At 64.3% G+C, this 17363-nt stretch carries 18 protein-coding genes; 5 read left to right on the top strand and 13 right to left on the bottom strand.

Annotated elements, in window-relative coordinates; all coding sequences use genetic code 11:
- The first annotated feature begins 26 nt into the window (after positions 1 to 26).
- Positions 27 to 1238, top strand: a complete 1212-nt coding sequence (locus D6B98_RS32990) for an acyl-CoA dehydrogenase family protein (RefSeq protein WP_126261187.1) — start codon at positions 27 to 29, stop codon at positions 1236 to 1238.
- 209 nt (positions 1239 to 1447) lie between these two features.
- On the opposite strand, the gene D6B98_RS32995 is transcribed toward D6B98_RS32990, so the two are convergent.
- The 5 genes from D6B98_RS32995 to D6B98_RS33015 form a co-directional block, all read right to left on the bottom strand.
- Positions 1448 to 2353, bottom strand: coding sequence for an amino acid ABC transporter substrate-binding protein (locus tag D6B98_RS32995; RefSeq protein ID WP_126261188.1), 906 nt, complete (start codon positions 2351 to 2353; stop codon positions 1448 to 1450).
- 137 nt (positions 2354 to 2490) lie between these two features.
- Complete coding sequence (locus tag D6B98_RS33000; RefSeq protein WP_126261189.1) at positions 2491 to 3924, bottom strand: amidohydrolase family protein; 1434 nt, start codon at positions 3922 to 3924, stop codon at positions 2491 to 2493.
- A gap of 14 nt (positions 3925 to 3938) precedes the next feature.
- Complete coding sequence (locus D6B98_RS33005) at positions 3939 to 4964, bottom strand: ABC transporter substrate-binding protein (protein WP_126261190.1); 1026 nt, start codon at positions 4962 to 4964, stop codon at positions 3939 to 3941.
- Positions 4965 to 5004: 40 nt separating this feature from the next.
- A complete protein-coding gene (locus tag D6B98_RS33010) occupies positions 5005 to 5781 on the bottom strand; it encodes an ABC transporter permease (protein WP_126261191.1) in 777 nt (258 codons plus the stop codon).
- Positions 5781 to 6644 (bottom strand): ABC transporter ATP-binding protein, encoded by an 864-nt coding sequence (locus D6B98_RS33015; RefSeq protein ID WP_126261192.1) that lies wholly within the window; start codon positions 6642 to 6644, stop codon positions 5781 to 5783. The genes D6B98_RS33010 and D6B98_RS33015 overlap by 1 nt, the downstream gene beginning before the upstream one ends.
- Positions 6645 to 6836: 192 nt before the next feature.
- Between D6B98_RS33015 and D6B98_RS33020 the strand changes: the two genes are divergently transcribed.
- Positions 6837 to 7595, top strand: a complete 759-nt coding sequence (locus tag D6B98_RS33020; protein WP_126261193.1) for a GntR family transcriptional regulator — start codon at positions 6837 to 6839, stop codon at positions 7593 to 7595.
- On the opposite strand, the gene D6B98_RS33025 is transcribed toward D6B98_RS33020, so the two are convergent.
- Entirely contained in the window at positions 7592 to 8008 is a 417-nt protein-coding gene (locus tag D6B98_RS33025; protein ID WP_126261194.1) for a nuclear transport factor 2-like protein, read from the bottom strand. The genes D6B98_RS33020 and D6B98_RS33025 overlap by 4 nt on opposite strands.
- A gap of 147 nt (positions 8009 to 8155) precedes the next feature.
- Between D6B98_RS33025 and D6B98_RS33030 the strand changes: the two genes are divergently transcribed.
- Both D6B98_RS33030 and D6B98_RS33035 read left to right on the top strand, forming a co-directional pair.
- A complete protein-coding gene (locus D6B98_RS33030; RefSeq protein ID WP_126261195.1) occupies positions 8156 to 9397 on the top strand; it encodes an amidohydrolase family protein in 1242 nt (413 codons plus the stop codon).
- A gap of 208 nt (positions 9398 to 9605) precedes the next feature.
- Positions 9606 to 9926 (top strand): hypothetical protein, encoded by a 321-nt coding sequence (locus tag D6B98_RS33035; RefSeq protein WP_126261196.1) that lies wholly within the window; start codon positions 9606 to 9608, stop codon positions 9924 to 9926.
- Positions 9927 to 9942: 16 nt separating this feature from the next.
- On the opposite strand, the gene D6B98_RS33040 is transcribed toward D6B98_RS33035, so the two are convergent.
- Genes D6B98_RS33040 through D6B98_RS33065 form a run of 6 tightly spaced genes read right to left on the bottom strand, consistent with a single transcriptional unit; the run spans position 9943 to position 14823 of the window.
- On the bottom strand, positions 9943 to 10857 hold the full coding sequence (locus D6B98_RS33040; RefSeq protein WP_126261197.1) for a DUF1932 domain-containing protein: 915 nt from the start codon (positions 10855 to 10857) through the stop codon (positions 9943 to 9945).
- The gene (locus D6B98_RS33045; protein WP_126261198.1) at positions 10857 to 11726 is read right to left on the bottom strand and encodes a substrate-binding domain-containing protein; all 870 of its coding nucleotides are present in this window, start codon (positions 11724 to 11726) and stop codon (positions 10857 to 10859) included. The genes D6B98_RS33040 and D6B98_RS33045 overlap by 1 nt, the downstream gene beginning before the upstream one ends.
- Positions 11727 to 11750: 24 nt before the next feature.
- Positions 11751 to 12434, bottom strand: a complete 684-nt coding sequence (locus tag D6B98_RS33050; protein ID WP_126261199.1) for a 4-carboxy-4-hydroxy-2-oxoadipate aldolase/oxaloacetate decarboxylase — start codon at positions 12432 to 12434, stop codon at positions 11751 to 11753.
- Complete coding sequence (locus D6B98_RS33055) at positions 12431 to 13144, bottom strand: PIG-L deacetylase family protein (RefSeq protein ID WP_126261200.1); 714 nt, start codon at positions 13142 to 13144, stop codon at positions 12431 to 12433. The genes D6B98_RS33050 and D6B98_RS33055 overlap by 4 nt, the downstream gene beginning before the upstream one ends.
- A gap of 51 nt (positions 13145 to 13195) precedes the next feature.
- Positions 13196 to 14080, bottom strand: a complete 885-nt coding sequence (locus tag D6B98_RS33060) for an amidohydrolase family protein (RefSeq protein ID WP_126261240.1) — start codon at positions 14078 to 14080, stop codon at positions 13196 to 13198.
- 32 nt (positions 14081 to 14112) lie between these two features.
- A complete protein-coding gene (locus D6B98_RS33065; protein WP_126261201.1) occupies positions 14113 to 14823 on the bottom strand; it encodes a TetR/AcrR family transcriptional regulator in 711 nt (236 codons plus the stop codon).
- 355 nt (positions 14824 to 15178) lie between these two features.
- On the opposite strand from D6B98_RS33065, the gene D6B98_RS33070 reads away from it, so the two are divergent.
- Complete coding sequence (locus D6B98_RS33070; protein ID WP_126261202.1) at positions 15179 to 16102, top strand: PepSY domain-containing protein; 924 nt, start codon at positions 15179 to 15181, stop codon at positions 16100 to 16102.
- 12 nt (positions 16103 to 16114) lie between these two features.
- Here the strand turns inward: D6B98_RS33070 and D6B98_RS33075 are convergent, their stop codons facing one another.
- A complete protein-coding gene (locus D6B98_RS33075; protein ID WP_126261203.1) occupies positions 16115 to 17254 on the bottom strand; it encodes a mechanosensitive ion channel family protein in 1140 nt (379 codons plus the stop codon).
- Between the last annotated feature and the right edge of the window lie 109 nt (positions 17255 to 17363).

Below are 17363 nucleotides of genomic sequence, written 5' to 3' on the forward strand. Positions count from 1 at the left end.
CGTCCACCGATCAAGGGAAACGAAAGATGCTCTACCCGATGTCGCCCAAAGTCGTCGAGCTCAAGCGCAAGCTCGAGAGTTTCATGGACCGGCACATCTATCCGAACGAGGAGCGCTTCTATCGCGAGGCCGAGGAACTCGGGCCGTGGAAGGTCTATCCGGTCGTCGAGGAGTTGAAGCCGCTGGCGCGCGCAGAGGGCCTCTGGAATCTGTTCCTGCCGGAATCCAGCCATGGCGCGGGCCTCACCAATCTCGACTATGCCCCGCTCTGCGAGGTGATGGGCCGCTCGCATCTTGCGCCCGAGGTGTTCAACTGCTCGGCGCCCGACACCGGCAACATGGAGGTGCTGGAGCGCTATGGCACCGAGAAGGACAAGGAGCGCTGGCTGAAGCCGTTACTCGCGGGCGAGATCCGCTCCTGCTTCGCCATGACCGAACCTGCTGTCGCATCATCGGACGCGACCAACATCGAAAGCTCGATCGTCCGCGACGGCGACCATTACGTCATCAACGGGCGCAAATGGTACACGACCAACGCAACCGATCCCCGCTGCAAGATCTGCATCTTCATGGGCAAGACCGATCCGGACAATCCGGACCGGCACAAGCAGCAGTCCATGATTCTGGTGCCGATGGACACGCCCGGCATCGAGGTGAAGCGCCCCCTGCCCGTGTTCGGCTTCTACGGCGTGCCCGATCGGGCCTCCGAGGTCGTCTTCACCAATGTGCGGGTGCCCCGGGAGAACATGCTGCTCGGCGAGGGTCGCGGCTTCGAGATCGCGCAGGGCCGCCTCGGTCCCGGCCGCATCCACCACTGCATGCGGCTGATTGGCCTCGCCGAGCGCACCCTGGAGAAGATGTGCCGCCGCGTCCGCAGCCGCGTCGCCTTTGGCAAGCCGGTCTCCGAGCAGACCGTGACGCAGGAGCGCATCGCGGAAGCCCGCATCATGATCGAGCAGGCCCGGCTGCTGACGCTCAACGCCGCCTCTGCCATGGACACGGTCGGCAACAAGGTGGCGAAGGCCGAAATCGCGATGATCAAGGTCGCCGTGCCCAACATGGCCTGCCAGATCATCGACTGGGCGATCCAGGCCCATGGCGGCGGCGGCACCTCGAACGATTTCGGCTTGACCCAGGCCTACGCCACCGCGCGGCTGCTGCGTCTCGCCGACGGACCTGACGAGGTGCACAGGAACCAGATCGCGCGGCTCGAGCTGAAGAAATATTCGAACGCTTAGAACTTTTGCGTTTCGATCTCGCTGCGCATTACTGTGCCCTCTCCCCTTATGGGAGAGGGCATCTCCGCTGGTTGAAACACATTCACTCCGGTGAGGGGTCTGTTTCCGCAGATAGAGACCCCTCATCCGGCGCTTCGCGCCACCTTCTCCCACAAGGGGAGAAGTAAGAAGCACCGTCTTCTCGCTGAACGCGCGCCTCAGCGTTCGCTTTAGTCCACATACACATCCGGATCGGCGCTCGAGCTCGGCTTCTTGAAAGCGTTGCGCAAGGCGGACGACATCGGGACGTTGTAGTTGAGGCCGTTCGGCGGCGTCGGCGATTGCAGCCACTTCTTGTAGAGCACCTCGATCTCCGGGCTTGCGTAGAGCTCTGCGGTGGCACGATCGGCCAGCGCCTTGAACGGCGCGTCCTCCCGTCGCAGCATGATGCCGTAAGGCTCCGGCTTCGAAAACGCCTCCTCGCTGATCATGTAGAGCTGCGGCTCCTTGGAGCGCGCGATCGCAACTGCCAGCTGCACGTCATCGAGTGCGTAGGCCTGTGCGCGGTCGGTTTCCAGCAACAGGAAGGCCTCGGCCTGGTCCTTCGCTGGCATCACGTTGAGGCCGAGATTGCGCTCGGTATTGACCTTGGCGAGCTGCGTCAGGTTGACCGAGCCGGCCACGGCCGTGACCGCCTTGCCCTTGAGATCGTCGATGGTGTTGATCTTCGCGGCCTTCTTGGCCGCGAACCGCGTCGCGCTGAGGAAGTGCGTGTTGGTGAAGGCGACCTGCTTCTGGCGATCGGCGTTGTTCGTGGTCGCCGAGCAGTGCAGATCGAGCGTGCCGTTGACCATCAACGGGATCCGGTTCGACGAGGTCACGGCGAGCGTGTCGACGGCGATGTCGGGCATGCCCAGCTGCTTCTTCACGGCATCGACGATCTTGAGGCAGATGTCCATGGCAAAGCCGACCGGCTTCTGGTTGCCGTCCAGATAGCTGAACGGGACCGAGGCCTCCTGATAGCCCAGCGTGATCTTCCTGGTCTCCTTGATCTTCTGGAGCGTGCCCGAGAGATCTTCGGCGGACGCTGCGCCCGCAAGACTTGCCAGGGCCAGGAAAAGAACGGGTAGACGCATCAGCTGCTCCTCAATGGGGTCGTCGACCTTGTCGCGACGGGATTGCAGAGGTGATAACCGACACATGCAGCATCCGCCAGACGGGACCGCGACTACCAGCTATCGCGCTTTTCAATACTGGGCGAACGGGAGCCGCTTCACTGGCACGTCAGCTGCTGTTCGAACCAGCCCCCCAACTGCTCCGCCAGGGGTGGCCACATCTGCTGAAAGTTCGCGAGCTTACCGACATTGGCGCGGTACATGTCCCGCAACTCGCGCTCGATGGCCGGCAGATCGACACCCGTGCAACCCCCTTCCCTCACGATGGTCTTGCCGGCGACGACGACCTCCTTCACCAGAGACGCATTACCCCTTGCGAACAGCAGCGCCATCGGATCGACCGGCATGATCCGGTCGCGGTCCAGCCGATCGAGATCGATCACCACGTAGTCGGCCGGGTTGCCGGCGACGAGCTCGCCATTTCCAGGAGCCCCCGTCGCGCGGCGTCCGTTGCGGATGGCGAGCGAGAACAGCTCGGCCGGCATCCATGTTGCCTTGAAGCCAAGGCCGCCATGAGCCATCTGCACCAGCCGCATCTCGCGCAGGATGTCGTCATCCTCGTCCAGCGCCAGCCCGTCGACGCCAACGGCGATGGCACAGCCGCATTTGTGCGCCGCGGCGATCGGAGCGAGGCCCGAGCGCAGATGCATGTTCGAGCTGAAATTGGTGACGATGCGGGCGCCAGAGGCCGCGATCATCTCCAGCTCATCCGGGCGCGCGTGGATGCAGTGCGCGAGCGTGAGCCGCTCCGAGAGGAAGCCGATATCGCGCAGCCAGCGGACCATGTCCGGAAAATTCCGGTCGGCCCAGGCGCGCTGGTACGCGGTCTCCAGCAGATGCATGTGGATGCGGCGGTCGGTCCGCGCCGAATTCTCGGCCACCGCCTCCAGCAGCGGCTTCGAGCACCATTGCACGCCGGCAGGCCCGAGCTGCACGTCCACCATCGGGCCGGCCATCGCGGCGGCAATGGCGCCGGTCAGCTCGATATACGCTTTGGGCGACATTGGCGCGCGGACGAACAGATCGTCGATGGTCTTGCGGTCGTCGCGCGACAGTCCCGAGAGCACCGGCTCGGCATCGCCATAGACGATCGGATTCTGGTCGCGCACGGCCATCGCAAACGCGATGCGGATACCGACGTCGGACGCAGCCTTCGCGATGGCCTTGGCCTCGTCCACCAGGGGCATTGTCCCGCTTGGGCGCGTGTAGTGCACCATCATGGCCGCGCAGCCGGCCTTGGCCGAACGCGCCAGCGCCGAGGCCGCGGTCAGATAGGGATCGACGGGCGTGCCGAGCACGGTCCGCAGAATCCAGCTCTCCAGGGGCATGCCGACCGCGCCGAAGGACGACGCCGTGGCGCGGGCATGATCATGCGCATTGACGAAGGCCGGGATGACCAGGGAGCGAGATGCTGGCCCCGCACCATCCGCAATCTGGGTGATGACACCGCCCTCGTGCCGCAGCACGACATTGTCGGCGACGGCGCGATCAGGGCCACGGAACAGGCTGGTTGCCGAAATCTCCGTGGCCATAATCAACCTCCCAATCAGTTGGCGGTATACACCAGCTCCCGCTCCGCGCGCGGCGGCAGAAATTCGCGCGAGAACACTTCCGCAGGCGTCGGGGCGCGGGCGAGCTGGTAGCCCTCGACTACGATGCCAATGGCGCGCGTCATGCGGTCGTCCTTGATGTCGCCGATGCCGATCTCCTTCATCTCCGGCGAGACGATCAGCTTCTCGAAGGAATATTGCAGCCGCCGCTTCTCGACATCCGCGTTGATGAGGTTGTCGTAGTTCACCGCCGCCTTCATGCCGGCATTCTGGTCCTTTGCAATCGCGATCGCGCCCTTGTTGATGGCGCGCACCAGGCCCGCGACGGCCTTCGGGTTCGAGGCGATCAGCTTGCGGGAGACCATCACGCCGTTGGAGTAGAGGTCGAGGCCGTACTCACCGAACGAGAACCATTTGAAATCCTTGTCCGGATCCTGGCGGTTCAGCACCAGGTTGAAATAGCTGGTGATGTTGAAGACGAGCGCAGCGTCGATATCGCCCTTGATCAGCATCGGCTCCTGCAGGTTCGGCGCCATGTTGGAGATCTTGATCTTCTCGCCGTCGAGCCCGTTCTTGCGCGTGAACACGGGCAGGAGGCGCGTTGTCGGCGTGCCCTGCGCGCCGCCGAGCGTGCGGCCCTCGAAATCCTTGATGGTGTTGATGCCGCTGGTCTTCTTGGCGACGATCGCGAACGGCGGCTGATTCCACATCATGTAGACCATGACGGGCGCCTCCTGCGGCTTGGTCGCGGCGTTCTGGATGATGGCGTTGACGTCGCCGAAGCCGGCGTCATAGGCGCCGGACATGATGCGCGTGACGGTGGCCCCGGAACCCTCGCCCTGGTCGATGACGACGTTGAGGCCCTCCTCTTTGAAGAAGCCGTTGTCCTTGGCGTAAAAGAACGCGGCATCGCTGCCTTGGGTCTTCCAGCCCAGCGTGAACTTGATCGTGGTCTCCTGGGCGATCGCGGCCCCCGTGCACAGGGCCAATCCCAGCAGCGCGGCAGTCATTTTTCTCAACATCGAGACCTCCTCAAGCTTCATTGCATGACGGTTGGAAAATTCAGGTGGCGATCACGTCGTTCTTGCGCGTCGCCCAGCCGGTGACCCGCCCTTCGATCAGCGAGAACACGACGTAGAGCGCAACGCCGAGACCGGCGAGTACGAACAGGCCGGCGAAGACCAGTGGCACGTTGAAATTGGAGGACGCGGTCATCATGACGTTGCCGATGCCACGGTTGGAAGCGACCGTCTCCGACAGTACGGCGCCGACGAACGCATAGGAGATCGCGACCTTCAGCGAGGCGAAGAAGAAGGGCATGGTCCTGGGCAGGCCGACGTTCCAGAGGATGTCGAGCTTGCTGGCGCCGAGCGCCTTCAACACGTCTTCGAGCTCGGGCTCGGTGGTCGCAAGGCCCGTGGCGATATTCACGACGATCGGGAAGAAGCAGATCGACAGCGCGGTCAGCACCGCCGGCACCGTGCCCGAGCCGAACCACAGCACGAAGATGGGCACCACCGCGACCTTCGGGATCGAGGAGAAGCCGATCAGCAGCGGATAGCAGGTGTCGTAGGCTGTCTTCGAGACACCGATGATCGCGCCGAGTGCAACCCCGAGCGCTACCCCAAGGACGAAGCCGAACATGGTGGTGGCCAGCGTCTGCACGATGTGCGGCCACAGCACCGGAAAGCGCTCGACCAGGGTCACGAACACCTGCGACGGCCGCGGCAGCACGAGATCCGACATGCCGGTCATCAGGCAGAACAGCTCCCACGCGACGAAGAACAGCACGATCAATCCGGCCGACCACGCCTTCTGCCTGACATCGATCCCGAACATCAGCCTGCTCCCTGCTGGGCCGCGCTACGCGCATCCTCGATGAAGGCGCGCAGCTTCTGGTTCAGCGCGACGAAATCCGGCTCGAAGGTCATGGCGACGGTGCGCGGCCGCGCGAAGTCGACGCGGCTGTCGTCGAGGATGCGGCCGGGCCGTGCGCTCATCACGCAGATGCGGCTGGCGAGGAAGCCTGCCTCGCGCAGATCGTGCGTTACCAGCAGCACCGTCGGCTTGTGCGTCATCCAGAGCGTCTGGAGGATTGCCCACAGCTCCTCGCGGGTGAACTGGTCGAGCGCGCCGAAGGGCTCGTCCAGCAGCAGCATGCGCGGCTCATGGATCAGCGCGCGGCAGAGATTGGCACGCTGGAGCATCCCGCCGGAGAGCTGCCAGGGATAGCGGTTGCCGAAGCCCTTGAGGCCGACCTGCTCCAGCAATGCGTTGGCCTTGTCGCGAAACTCGGTCTTGCGCAGCCTGCGGAAGCTTGAGCGGAACGGCTCGACGATCTTCAGCGGCAGCATGATGTTCCGCTCGATCGTCATCCACGGCAGCATGGTCGGGTTCTGGAAGGCCATGCCCACCCGCATCGCCCGGGCCGCCACCTCGCGGCCGCCGACGATGACGACGCCGCCGGTCGGCTGCACCAGGCCGCTGACGAGGCGCAAAATGGTCGATTTTCCGCAGCCGGACGGGCCGACCAGTGCGACAAACTCGCCGTCGGCGATCTTCAGCGTGGTCTTCGACAGAGCCGGCACGGCGCGGTCGCCGCGCCCGAAGGTCACGGAAGCCTCGGACAGCTCGATGGCGGTCGCAGCAGCGCCCTCCGGAATGGGCCGGCCGCTAAACTGGGCGTGGGGTTGCATGCGCATCACAGGCAAAGTGTATGCAAGCGAGGTGCCAAGCGACCTGCTGCGCAAAATCAACGACTTGATCAGCAGACGCTCCAACGGGCCGGATTCGATTTAGGCAGGCCGGTCGTCAAACTGCATGCAATTGGAGCGCTTGATTGGCACCACGCTGTGCTAAAGAAAACGCTCGACCCCTCCCTCGAGGATTCGCCGATGGCGGCGCGCTCGCCCACCAAGACTTCTGAACCATCGGACAAGGTCAGCGTGATCTGTCGCGCACTCCGGCGCGCGATCATCGAGCAGGCGCTTGAGCCCGGCGCCAAGCTGCCGGAGGATTCACTTGGCGAGCGCTTTGGCGTCAGCCGCACCATCGCCCGCCACGCGCTGGGGCAGCTCGCCGCCGAGGGCTTGGTCGAGCTCCGCCGCAACCGGATCGCCGTGGTGGCGACGCCAAGCTGGCAGGAGGCGCGCGACGCCTTCGACATCCGCATCGAGCTCGAGCGCCTCGTGGTCCGCCAACTCGCCGGCAAGCTGACCAAGGCGCAGATCGCCGAGCTGAACGCCCATGTCGACGCCGAGGAACGTGCCCGCGGCGGTTCGGACGCCGTATCGATTCGCCTGGCCACCGAATTCCACATCCTGCTCGCCCACATGACGAACAGTCCGATCCTGGTACGCTATGTCAGCGAGGTCGCCTATCGCTGCTGTCTGACGCTGTCGCTTTACAGCCGGCCGCATTCTACCGAATGCGCCATCAATGAGCATCGCGCCATCATCGCAGCGCTCGGCAAGGGCGATGCCGCCAAGGTGATGGAATTGATGCATCATCACCTGGATTCCGTGGCCAATCGCGCATTGGTCGCTCCTACTCCGCAGCGTGGCCGCGACCTGCTCGACATCCTCGCGCCCTATGCTGACGAAGTGACGGGCGAGCGCATGGTCAAACTGACGAAGGTCGCTCGAAGAGGTTAGGCTTCGATGCCGCGCTGAACCAGGATGCGCTCGGCGCTGTCATTCCAGACGTCCATCTTCACGATCTGGCCGCCCTTGACGACGAAACGATCGACATAGCGATTACCCTCGAACGGCGTGCCGTCCATCCACTCGCCGTAGAGCGTACCGACGCTGTAGACCACGGTCTCGTCCTCGCCGGGGCAGACGTCAAACCGATCCATCCTCTTCTTGACCCAGCGATAGCGCTTGGCGTTGAAGCCCGTCGGCCCGCGCGGATGATCGAACTCGCGCCCACCGGTGAAGGTGATCACCGTACCCGGCTTCATGTAGGCCGCCGCCGCGTCGGGATCGGGAATCATCGAGGCGGTCAGGTAAGCCTCAACGATCTCGGCGTCGGTCATCGGGTGATCGGCTTTGGCGGGAGCTGACATGGCGGTTCTCCAGAGTACCTGCACTCTACAATTCAGAGCCCAAAGTGCATGCACATTTTTTGCACAATCTGATAGATCGATTGCACACAATCTGGTGCTGCCCGCGCTCACGGCTTCCGGTACGCTGCTTCAGCTGAATCCAATACCATGATCACGCCCGCCGCCTTCGACCTGATCCTCCGCAACGCGCTGTTGCGATCGTCCGCCGTACCCGTCGATATCGGCGTGAAGGGCGGCCGCATCGCTGCGATCGAGCCGCGGCTTGCCTGCGAAGCGGCCGAGGTCGACCTTGGCGGACACCTCGCCCTGCCCGGCTTCGTCGACACCCACATCCATCTCGACAAGGCCTGCCTGCTCGGCCGCTGCGGCCACGATCACGGCAGCGTCTCCGAGGCGATCCGCGCCGTCGCCGGCATGAAGAAGGATTTTACGGTCGAGGACGTCTACGCGCGCGGCGGAAAGGTGCTCGAACGCGCCATCGTGCACGGCACGACGCGCATGCGAACCCATGTCGAGATCGATCCGCGCATCGGCCTGCGCGGCTTCGAGGCGGTCAAGGCGCTCAAGCGCGACTACGCCTGGGCGATTGACCTGTCACTCTGCGTCTTCCCGCAGGAAGGCCTGACCAACGATCCCGGCAGCGACGAGCTGCTGGTGCAGGCGCTGCGCGACGGCGCCGAAGCGATCGGCGGCTGTCCCTATATGGACAGCGATCCGAACGCCCATCTCGCACGCATCTTCGATCTCGCGGAGCAGTTCGACATCGACATCGACCTTCACCTGGATTTCGATCTCGATCCGTCCTGGTGGCATCTCGACGAAGTCTGCTGGCAGACTGAGCGGCGCAACTATCACGGACGGGTCGCGATCGGCCATGCGACAAAACTCTCGGCCCTGCCGCCGGAGCGGATGAAGGCTGCCACCGCGCAACTGGCAAGAGCCGGCGTCGCCGTCACCGTGCTGCCCGCGACCGATCTCTATCTGATGGGCCGCGAGGCCACTCACAACGCGCCGCGCGGGCTGACACTCGCCCACAAGCTCGCGGGCGACGGCGTCGTGTGCTCGGTCGCGACCAACAACGTGCTCAATCCCTTCACGCCGTTCGGCGACGCTTCGTTGCTGCGGATGGCGAACTTCTACGCCAATGTCGCGCACGCCGCGGTGACCGATTTCGACACCTGCCTCGATCTCGTGACCGAACAGCCGGCACGGCTGATGAACCTCGCCGATTACGGCATCAAGGTCGGAAATCCCGCCGATCTCATCGTGCTCGATACGACGGATAGCCGCTTCGCTGTCGCCGAGCTGCCTGATGTCGTGATGGGCTTCAAGCGCGGCCGGAAGACGTTTGAGCGGCAGCGGCCCACCCTGTTCCGACCCGGAACCTGAACGCGCTTCCAGTCGAAACACCAATGGTAAAATCGTCGGGAAACGCAGCCGAGCACAGGACGTTTCGCGCTGATTTCACGGCCGATCTCCCCCCAAAATCCGAGCCCGGTAGAATCCCGGACCGTAGCTGTGCGCATTGAACAAGAGGCCGTCCGGATCATACTAAGGGGCGCTCTGAACCAGCCGGGTTCAGTGGGGAAGTCTGTCTATGTTCAACGCTTTCAGTAGCATCGATTATCGCTCCATTCGGGCCAACACACCTGCGGAAACCGCCGTCAAGCGACTGAACGGAATCGGCGAAGTCCTGTCGGACCTCGATATCTCGGCGATCCACACGCAGGACGACATGACTCGCGCACTCTGGACGCTCGATACCGCCGACAAGTGCATCCGCATGATCGTCTCGGAGTTCCGCACCGCGGCCGCCAAGGAGCAGGTTGTCCGCAAGGCCAAGAGCCTGATCGATGCGATCGAGCTCGCGCGCGACGAAATCTCGAACTATCGCGACGGCCGCAGGGTCTTGAGCTGAACGCAAGCGCGCGACGTCAGCGCTTGATCTTCGCCAATATCCGGTCTGCCTCGGTGCGCCAATCGGCGCTGCGGGCGAACTCCTTGGTGCCCCTGGCGCCGAACAGCCCTTCGTCGGCGAGATCGGCCACCCACGCCTGCCGTTCGGCCGTACCTTGCGCGGACCATGGTGTCAGCCCCGCCTCGCGCACTGTCTCGGCGACCTCCCGCACCTCTTCGGCACGCCGGCGGCCGTGCTCGATCACGCGCTGGAAGAAATAGGCGCCCTGCTTCTCCCAGTTGATCCCGGGAAACGTCTCCGCGAGCGAGGCCAGCACCGCATCCTCGACCCCATAGGCGCGCGCCGTGGTGAAGCTTTCGATGACCATGGCCTCGAGGCCTTTGATCATGATGCTGCGGCACATCTTCACCGCGGAGGACACGCCGAGCTCGTCGCTCGCAACCTTCGCTGCAAAGCCGATCGCATTGAGAAGCGGCTCGATCTCCCTCGCGCCGGGGCCGCCGAGCAGCAGCGGCACCTTGATGCGATAGGGCGGTACCGAGGTCATCACCGCGCCCTCGACGTAGCGACCACCTCCACCATCAATCAGCGCCGCCGCGCGCTGCTTGGCACCGGGAGAGGCCGAATTGAAATCGAGGAACCAGCTGCCCTGGTTGAGCGCGGCGGCACAAGCGTTCGCCACCGGCACGGCCTGGCTGGCGGTGACGGCGGAGATGATGAAGTCGGATTTCGCAGCCAGCTCGGCGTGCGAAGCCGCGAGCGCCACACCGAATTCTGCCGCATGCTGCTTCAGCGAGGCGCCCTGCTCGCTTCCGAGCTTGATGTCGTAGGCGGAGACCTTGATGTCCTGCTGGCGCAAATCCTCGGCCAGAATCCGGCCGACCTCGCCATACCCGACCAGCCCGATCTGCCAGCGCTTCGGATCCGCCATCAGTTCAATCCTCGTGTCGTCTCGTCGAACAGCTCCTCGACCCCATAGCGGCGGGGGATCAGCGACTGCTGGAAGGCGTAGTCGACGATCAGCTCGAGCGGCTTCCTGTTGGCCTCGATCCCGAACGGAACGAGATCGGGTGCCGCCGCAGGCCCCATCTGTTCCTTGTTCCGCTTGAGCAGATCATAAACGCCCGCGACCACGTCGCGACGCGACTTCGCGAGCTTCTCAGTCACCACCACGAGATGATTGACCGGCACGACGCCGCGCCGCGCGTACCATCTGGCGGCCTCCGCGGCCGGATCAGGGAATAGAGGCTTGAGCCTCGGATCATCCGTGGTCTCGCCAAGCACGGCATCGAGCTCGCCGTCGAGCAGCATCTGAAGGATCTTCTTGTCCTTGGGCGCACGCTCGGTGGTATCGACATATTCGGCGACGTGCGGATCCTCGAAGGTGATCCAGCGGATGTTGTCGAGATTGACGCCGTAATCGTTGGCGAGGATGCCCCTGATCCAGGCGCCTGTCGTCGTGCTGAACGAGCGGATGCCGACGCGCCTGCCTTCGAGATCGGTCGGCCCGAGCGATCCACGTGCGGGATCGTAGAGCGCGTAGGAATGCTGGAAACGGCCCAGCATGGTCGCCGGCAGCAGCACCAGCGGCTTGCCATGCGCCTTCGCCATCAGATAGGTGACGATCGCCATCTCGCAGACGTCGAAGGCCTGCTCGCGCACCATCGGCTTGAACGCCGTGTTGGTCGGTGTGTACTCGATGAAGTCGAGATCAAACAGCTCGGAGCGGAGCTCGCCGCTCTTGACCGCCTGCACATGGCGGTGGCTGCCGAGCACGGCCTTCAGCTTGAGACGATCCATCCGCCCGCTCCGCTTGTCTTCGCCTTAGACGTCCTCGGGATTGTCGACATAGACGAGCCCGGCCTTCGCCAGCGCCTCGCGCATATTGTACATGTCAAGGCCAAGCTCGCCCGCGGCGAGGCGCTTGCGCTTGCCGCCCTCGTCAGCGTTGCGCCTCTTCGCCTTCTCGGCGACCTCCGCCGCGTAGCGCTTCGGCACCACCACGACGCCGTCGTCGTCGGCGACGACGATGTCGCCGGGATCGACGTTGACGCCGGCACAGACCACGGGGACGTTGACCGAGCCGAGCGTCGCCTTGACCGTGCCCTTGGCCGAGACCGCGCGCGACCAGACCGGAAATCTCATCTTGTGCAGCGCTTTGACGTCGCGGCAGCCGGCATCGATGATCAGCCCTTGCACACCGCGCGCCTGGAGCGAGGTCGCCAGCAGCTCACCGAACATGCCGTCGGTATTGTCGGTGGTGCAGCCGACGACGAGGATGTCGCCCTTCCTGCACTGTTCGACGGCGACATGGATCATCCAATTGTCGCCGGGCTGCGCCAGCACGGTGACCGCGGAACCGGCTATCGCCGCGCCCGGCCAGACGGGCCGCAAGTAAGGCTTCATCAGGCCGAGTCGGCCATGGGCCTCGTGCACGGTCGAGACGCCAAACGCGGCCATGCCGGCAGGGTCGGCTCGCTTGATGTGGCGAACGACGACCGGCTTCATGCCAGCTCCTCCGCAACCGTCGGGAACAGGCGCTGATAGGCCTCGCCATAGGTCATGGGCACGCCGGTGTTGCGGCTGCCCTGGATGCCGCGATTGAGGGCGACGCGCTCGTAATAGCCCCACAGATGCTTCTGCGCGGCCAGGATCTGGAACGCCTCGTACTTCTCCTTCCAGACCTCGTCGATCTTGAGGAGGAGGTCCGGCTTGTAGTTGCATTGCTCCGGCTGGTGCGGCTCGAACAGAAACACCGGTGGCGCGGCATATTTGTACTGCGCGCCGGGCTTATGGCCCATCGCCTGCGCGACCACGCGCGTCTCCTGCGCGAAATGAGCCGCGTTCGGATGATCGAAATTATAGGGGTCCTCCAGCGCGTGCGTCAGCACGAAGCTCGGATTGAGCTCGCGATAGATGTCGACCATGCGGTCGAAATGCGCCTCGGTGAGCTTCAGTGGATAGTCGCCGCAGTCGAAGAACTCGATCTCGGCGCCCAGCAGCTTCGCCGCGCGCTCCGCCTCGTCCTTACGCCCCGCCTTGACCGATTCCAGCGTCGCGCCCTTCTCCTTCCAGGCGAACTGGCTCTCGCCGCGTTCGCCGAAGGACAGGCAGACGATCTTCATGCGATAGCCCTTCTTCGCATGCAGCGCGATAGCGCCGCCGGCGCGCCAGACGAAATCGCCGGGATGGGCGGTGACCACGAGACCTGTCTTCATGGGACGAACTCCCTTCTTTCGTTTGTAGGCATCAAATCGATCGCGGCCCCTTCATTGGTCGAAGCCAAACAGGCGCGCGGGATTGTCGACCAGAATCTTCTGCTGAAGCTCCGGCTCCGGCGCGAACAGCGGGATCAGATCGACGAGGTCTCCATCGTTCGGCATCACCTTGACGTTGGGATGCGGCCAGTCCGTGCCCCAGATGACGCGATCGGGCGCCGTCTCGACGATCTTCCGTGCGAACGGCACCGCATCGGTAAACGGCGGACCGGCCGAGGACACCCGCTCCGAGCCGCAGACCTTGACCCAGCATTTCTCGTCGCGCTGCATCAGCTCGATCAGGATCCTGAACGGGAGCTGGTCGAGCCCCTCGGCGGCTTTCACCCGCCCCATATGGTCGATCGTGTAGCTCAGCGGCAACTTTGCCAGCATGTCGGCATAGTCCGGCAAGTCGACCGCGTCGAAATGCAGGTCGATGTGCCAGCCGAGCGGCGCGACCATGGCAATGACGCGGTCGAACACGCCCTTGTCGGGCACGCCGCCGAGATGGCGGACGAAATTGAAGCGGCAGCCGCGGAAGCCGCCCTCATGCAACACGCGAAGCCCGCGCTCGGTGATGGAGTCGTCGATATTGGCGACAGCACGGTAGGCGCCGTTGCTCTCAGCGATCGCATCGAGCGCGACCGTATTTTCGGTGCCGTGCACGCTGGCATTGACGATGACCGCGCGCTCGACGCCGAGCTTGGCATGCAGCACCCTGAAATCCTCCAGCGGCGCGTCCGGCGGCGTGTAGGAACGATCCGGCGCATAAGGATATTTCGCGCCGGGCCCGAAGATGTGGCAATGCGCGTCGCAAGACAGCTTCGGCAGCTTGAACTTCGGCGTGCGCGTGTTGGGATCGGGCGGCGGAATGGTCGGCGTGTACATCATGGTCATCAGGTGAACCCGCCGAAGCGAGACCGCTTGTTTCAAGTCTTGCTGCTGACGACCGGCCGGCGCCGTGCCGGCGCGGCATGATCGAGCGGCGGCGCCTGGAACGCGGCAACCGTCGCCTGCACCAATTGCTCGATGGCCGTGGCGGCATCGCCGCCGTCGGCCTCGCCGCGCGACAGGCGCGAAACGCGGTCCGGCGTCACCAGTGAATAATAGAGCGCGCCGAGCAGGAAGTGGCTGCGCCAGACGATCTCGGTGCGCGGAATGTGCGGCAGGCTTTCGTGGACCGCATCGATGAAGGCGTGACTGGTGTCATCAAAGGTCTGCGCGATGATCTTTCGCGCGACCTCGTTGCCCTCCGCCGACATGACGGCGCGCAGCCGCGTGAAGCGCGCCCCGCCGCCGGCGAGATCGCTGCCCGAGGTGAAGGCCGGCACCACATAGGCGCGCACGATCGCTTCCAGCCGGTCCTGCAGATCGCGCACGCGCCTGGCGGCCGCGAGCAGCTCAGAACGGCGCAGATTCATCGGCCCGCAATGGCGCCGATAGATCTCCAGCAGCAGACCGTCCTTGGTCTTGAAATGATAGGTCACGCTGCCGGGATTGGCCCCGGCCGCGTGCGCGATGTCGCGCACCGAGACGGCATTGAAGCCGTTGGTGGCGAACAGCTCCTCGGCCGCGGCGAGGATGGCCTCGCGCATATTCGGCTTGCGCGCCGTTTCCTTGCTGGTGGGCTTGCGTACCATGTGATTTGTACTATCGTACAAAAGATCAGGTCTCGTCAACAAAAACCGGGGCGCGGCTCGTCCGCCAAGGAGTTTGACGCCTACATGCACGCCGAGGCGACCAAATGGGAGCCGGTGCTGAAGGCGGCCATCCGCGCACAGTGAGACGCATATGAGGATCTCCTCCGGACGCGCGTAGTCCCCGCTGCAGCACGCGTGCCGGGGCTCAGAGTGGGATGCCTCCAATACCTCCACGCATCTCGCGGCGAACTTCAATTCCTGTTGCTGCAAGTCAACGCAACAACATGGATAAAGCGTCATTTGTGTTTTGCACGGCTCTGCGCGAGCACGGTCTGGAAAGCACCGAGGACGACGAATGAGCAAACCCGCATTGTTGAGACTTCATCGCTGGATCACTCTGCTCTTCGCCCTTCCCCTGCTCGCGATCATCGTCACCGGCCTGATCCTGTCGATCGAGCCCCTCGTGCAAACGAGTAGCATGAGCGGTGCAGCGATCGAGGCCGGCCGTGTCGTCGAGCTGGTGAGGCGATACGATCCCGACGGCAAGGCGCGCGGGCTCTCCATCGACACGGGCAGCCACAGCATGACGCTCCGGGGCACCAACGTGCCGGCGATCGATCTTGCAACCGGCGAAGCCGCGTCGGTGGGTTCGACCCTGTCCAATGTCTTCCTCTGGGCGCGGTTCACGCATGAACGTCTCATGGGACAGGCCTGGCTGGTGACGGCGTCCACGCTGGCCATGGTGATCATCATGCTGCTCGGCATCGTCATGGGATTGCCGCGGCTGCGCAACACGCTGTCGGGATGGCACAAGGGGACCGCCTGGTTCATGCTGCCGCTGATCCTGCTCAGTCCGCTGACCGGCCTGTGCATGGCGTTCGGCCTGACATTCCAGAGTGGCGCTGCTCCGGCCGCAGCCGGCCGCCCTCTGGCCCTGCCGGACGCGATCCGCATGGTCGCGGCCTCGCACGAGCTGTCGCATGTGATCTCGATCGGCATGCGCGGCGGCCGCATGATGGCGAGACTTTATGACGGCGGCGAGTTGCGCGCCTATGCGGTCACGTCGTCCGAGGTCGCCCCCCTGCCGCGCAACTGGCCGCGCCTGATCCACGAGGGAAACTGGTCGGCCCTTATCGCCGCGCCGCTCAATGTCGTGACGTCGATCGCACTGCTGATCCTGCTATCGACCGGCCTCCTGATCTGGGCGCGGCGAACGTTGCGCAAGCGGCGACCGCGCGCGGAGGGGCCGGCCGACGCGGCAATGGTCGGCGCCGGCTGATCGCGCGGAGAGTCAATTGCGCGCGCCCGCCCGCACCTTCTCCGGTGCGACGCGCTGGAGGAGATCGCCATCGTTGTCGGCCGACGGGATCAGGATCGCGCGATCGCGCGGCAGCGCTTCCGGCATCTCGTCGCGAATGAAGGCCACGAGCTTTTCCCTGATCTCGCAGCGCAGATCCCAGGATTGCGGCGCGTTCCGCGCGCTGACCAGCGCGCGCAGCTCGATGGTGCGCGAATCCGCGTCGATGACTTGAAGATTGACGACGGCCCCGTCCCAGAGCTTGGACTGCTTCACCGCCTCCTCCAGCCAGCTCCGAATGCGCGGAACGTCGGCACGATAATCGACATGAAGCGCGATCACACCGATCAGGGATGCGGTGTCGCGAGTCCAGTTCTGGAACGGCTTCTCGATGAAATAGGACAGCGGCACCACCATGCGGCGCCAGTCCCACAGCCGGATCACGACATAGGTCGAGGCGATGTCCTCGACCCAGCCCCACTCGTTCTCGATGATCACCGCGTCCTCGATGCGGATCGGCTGGGTGATCGCGATCTGCAAGCCCGCGATCAGATTGCTCAGCAGCGGGCGCGCCGCAAGGCCGACGATGATACCGGCAGCACCTGCCGAGGCGAACAGGCTGACGCCGTATTGCCTGACGGAATCGAACGTCATCAGCGCGGTGGACACCGTGATGATGACGATGATGGTGTCGGTGACGCGCTTGAACACGCGAACCTGCGTGACGTGCTTGCGCGCGACGAAATTCTCGGTGACATCGCGAAAATTCTGCAGGTAGCGCGCCGCGCTCATGTCGACGATCCTGATCGAGATCCAGCCGATCAGGGCGATGACGGCGACGACGAACAGGCGCATCATCGGCGTGCGGATCGTGTCGTCGAGCGGCGCGAGCGGCAGGACCAAGGCGACGGCCGCCAAGCACAGCGCCAGCTGGGCCGGGCCGGAGGTCCGCTCGATGAACACGCTCAGCATTGGAAGGCGGGTTCCAAAGGCGCGGTTAAGCAGCCATTTGGCGATCCGGTAAAACGACAGGGCAAGGAGGATTGCTCCCGCAACGAGGCTGAGACCGATGAACCATGACGGTATCCAGCCGAACATCCTGTCGATGTCGGCCATCAAGGCCTGCCAATGCATCGCTTTTCCCCACGTTGCTCTGCGGTAGCCGGCTCAACGCCTCTCGGCCGGCTTCGCTCCCCCGCCCTGTGCAATGCAGCATTCCATAGGTGCAAGTGTTGCCGAACTG

Source organism: Bradyrhizobium sp. LVM 105 (genome assembly GCF_003957705.1).
GTDB lineage: Bacteria > Pseudomonadota > Alphaproteobacteria > Rhizobiales > Xanthobacteraceae > Bradyrhizobium > Bradyrhizobium frederickii.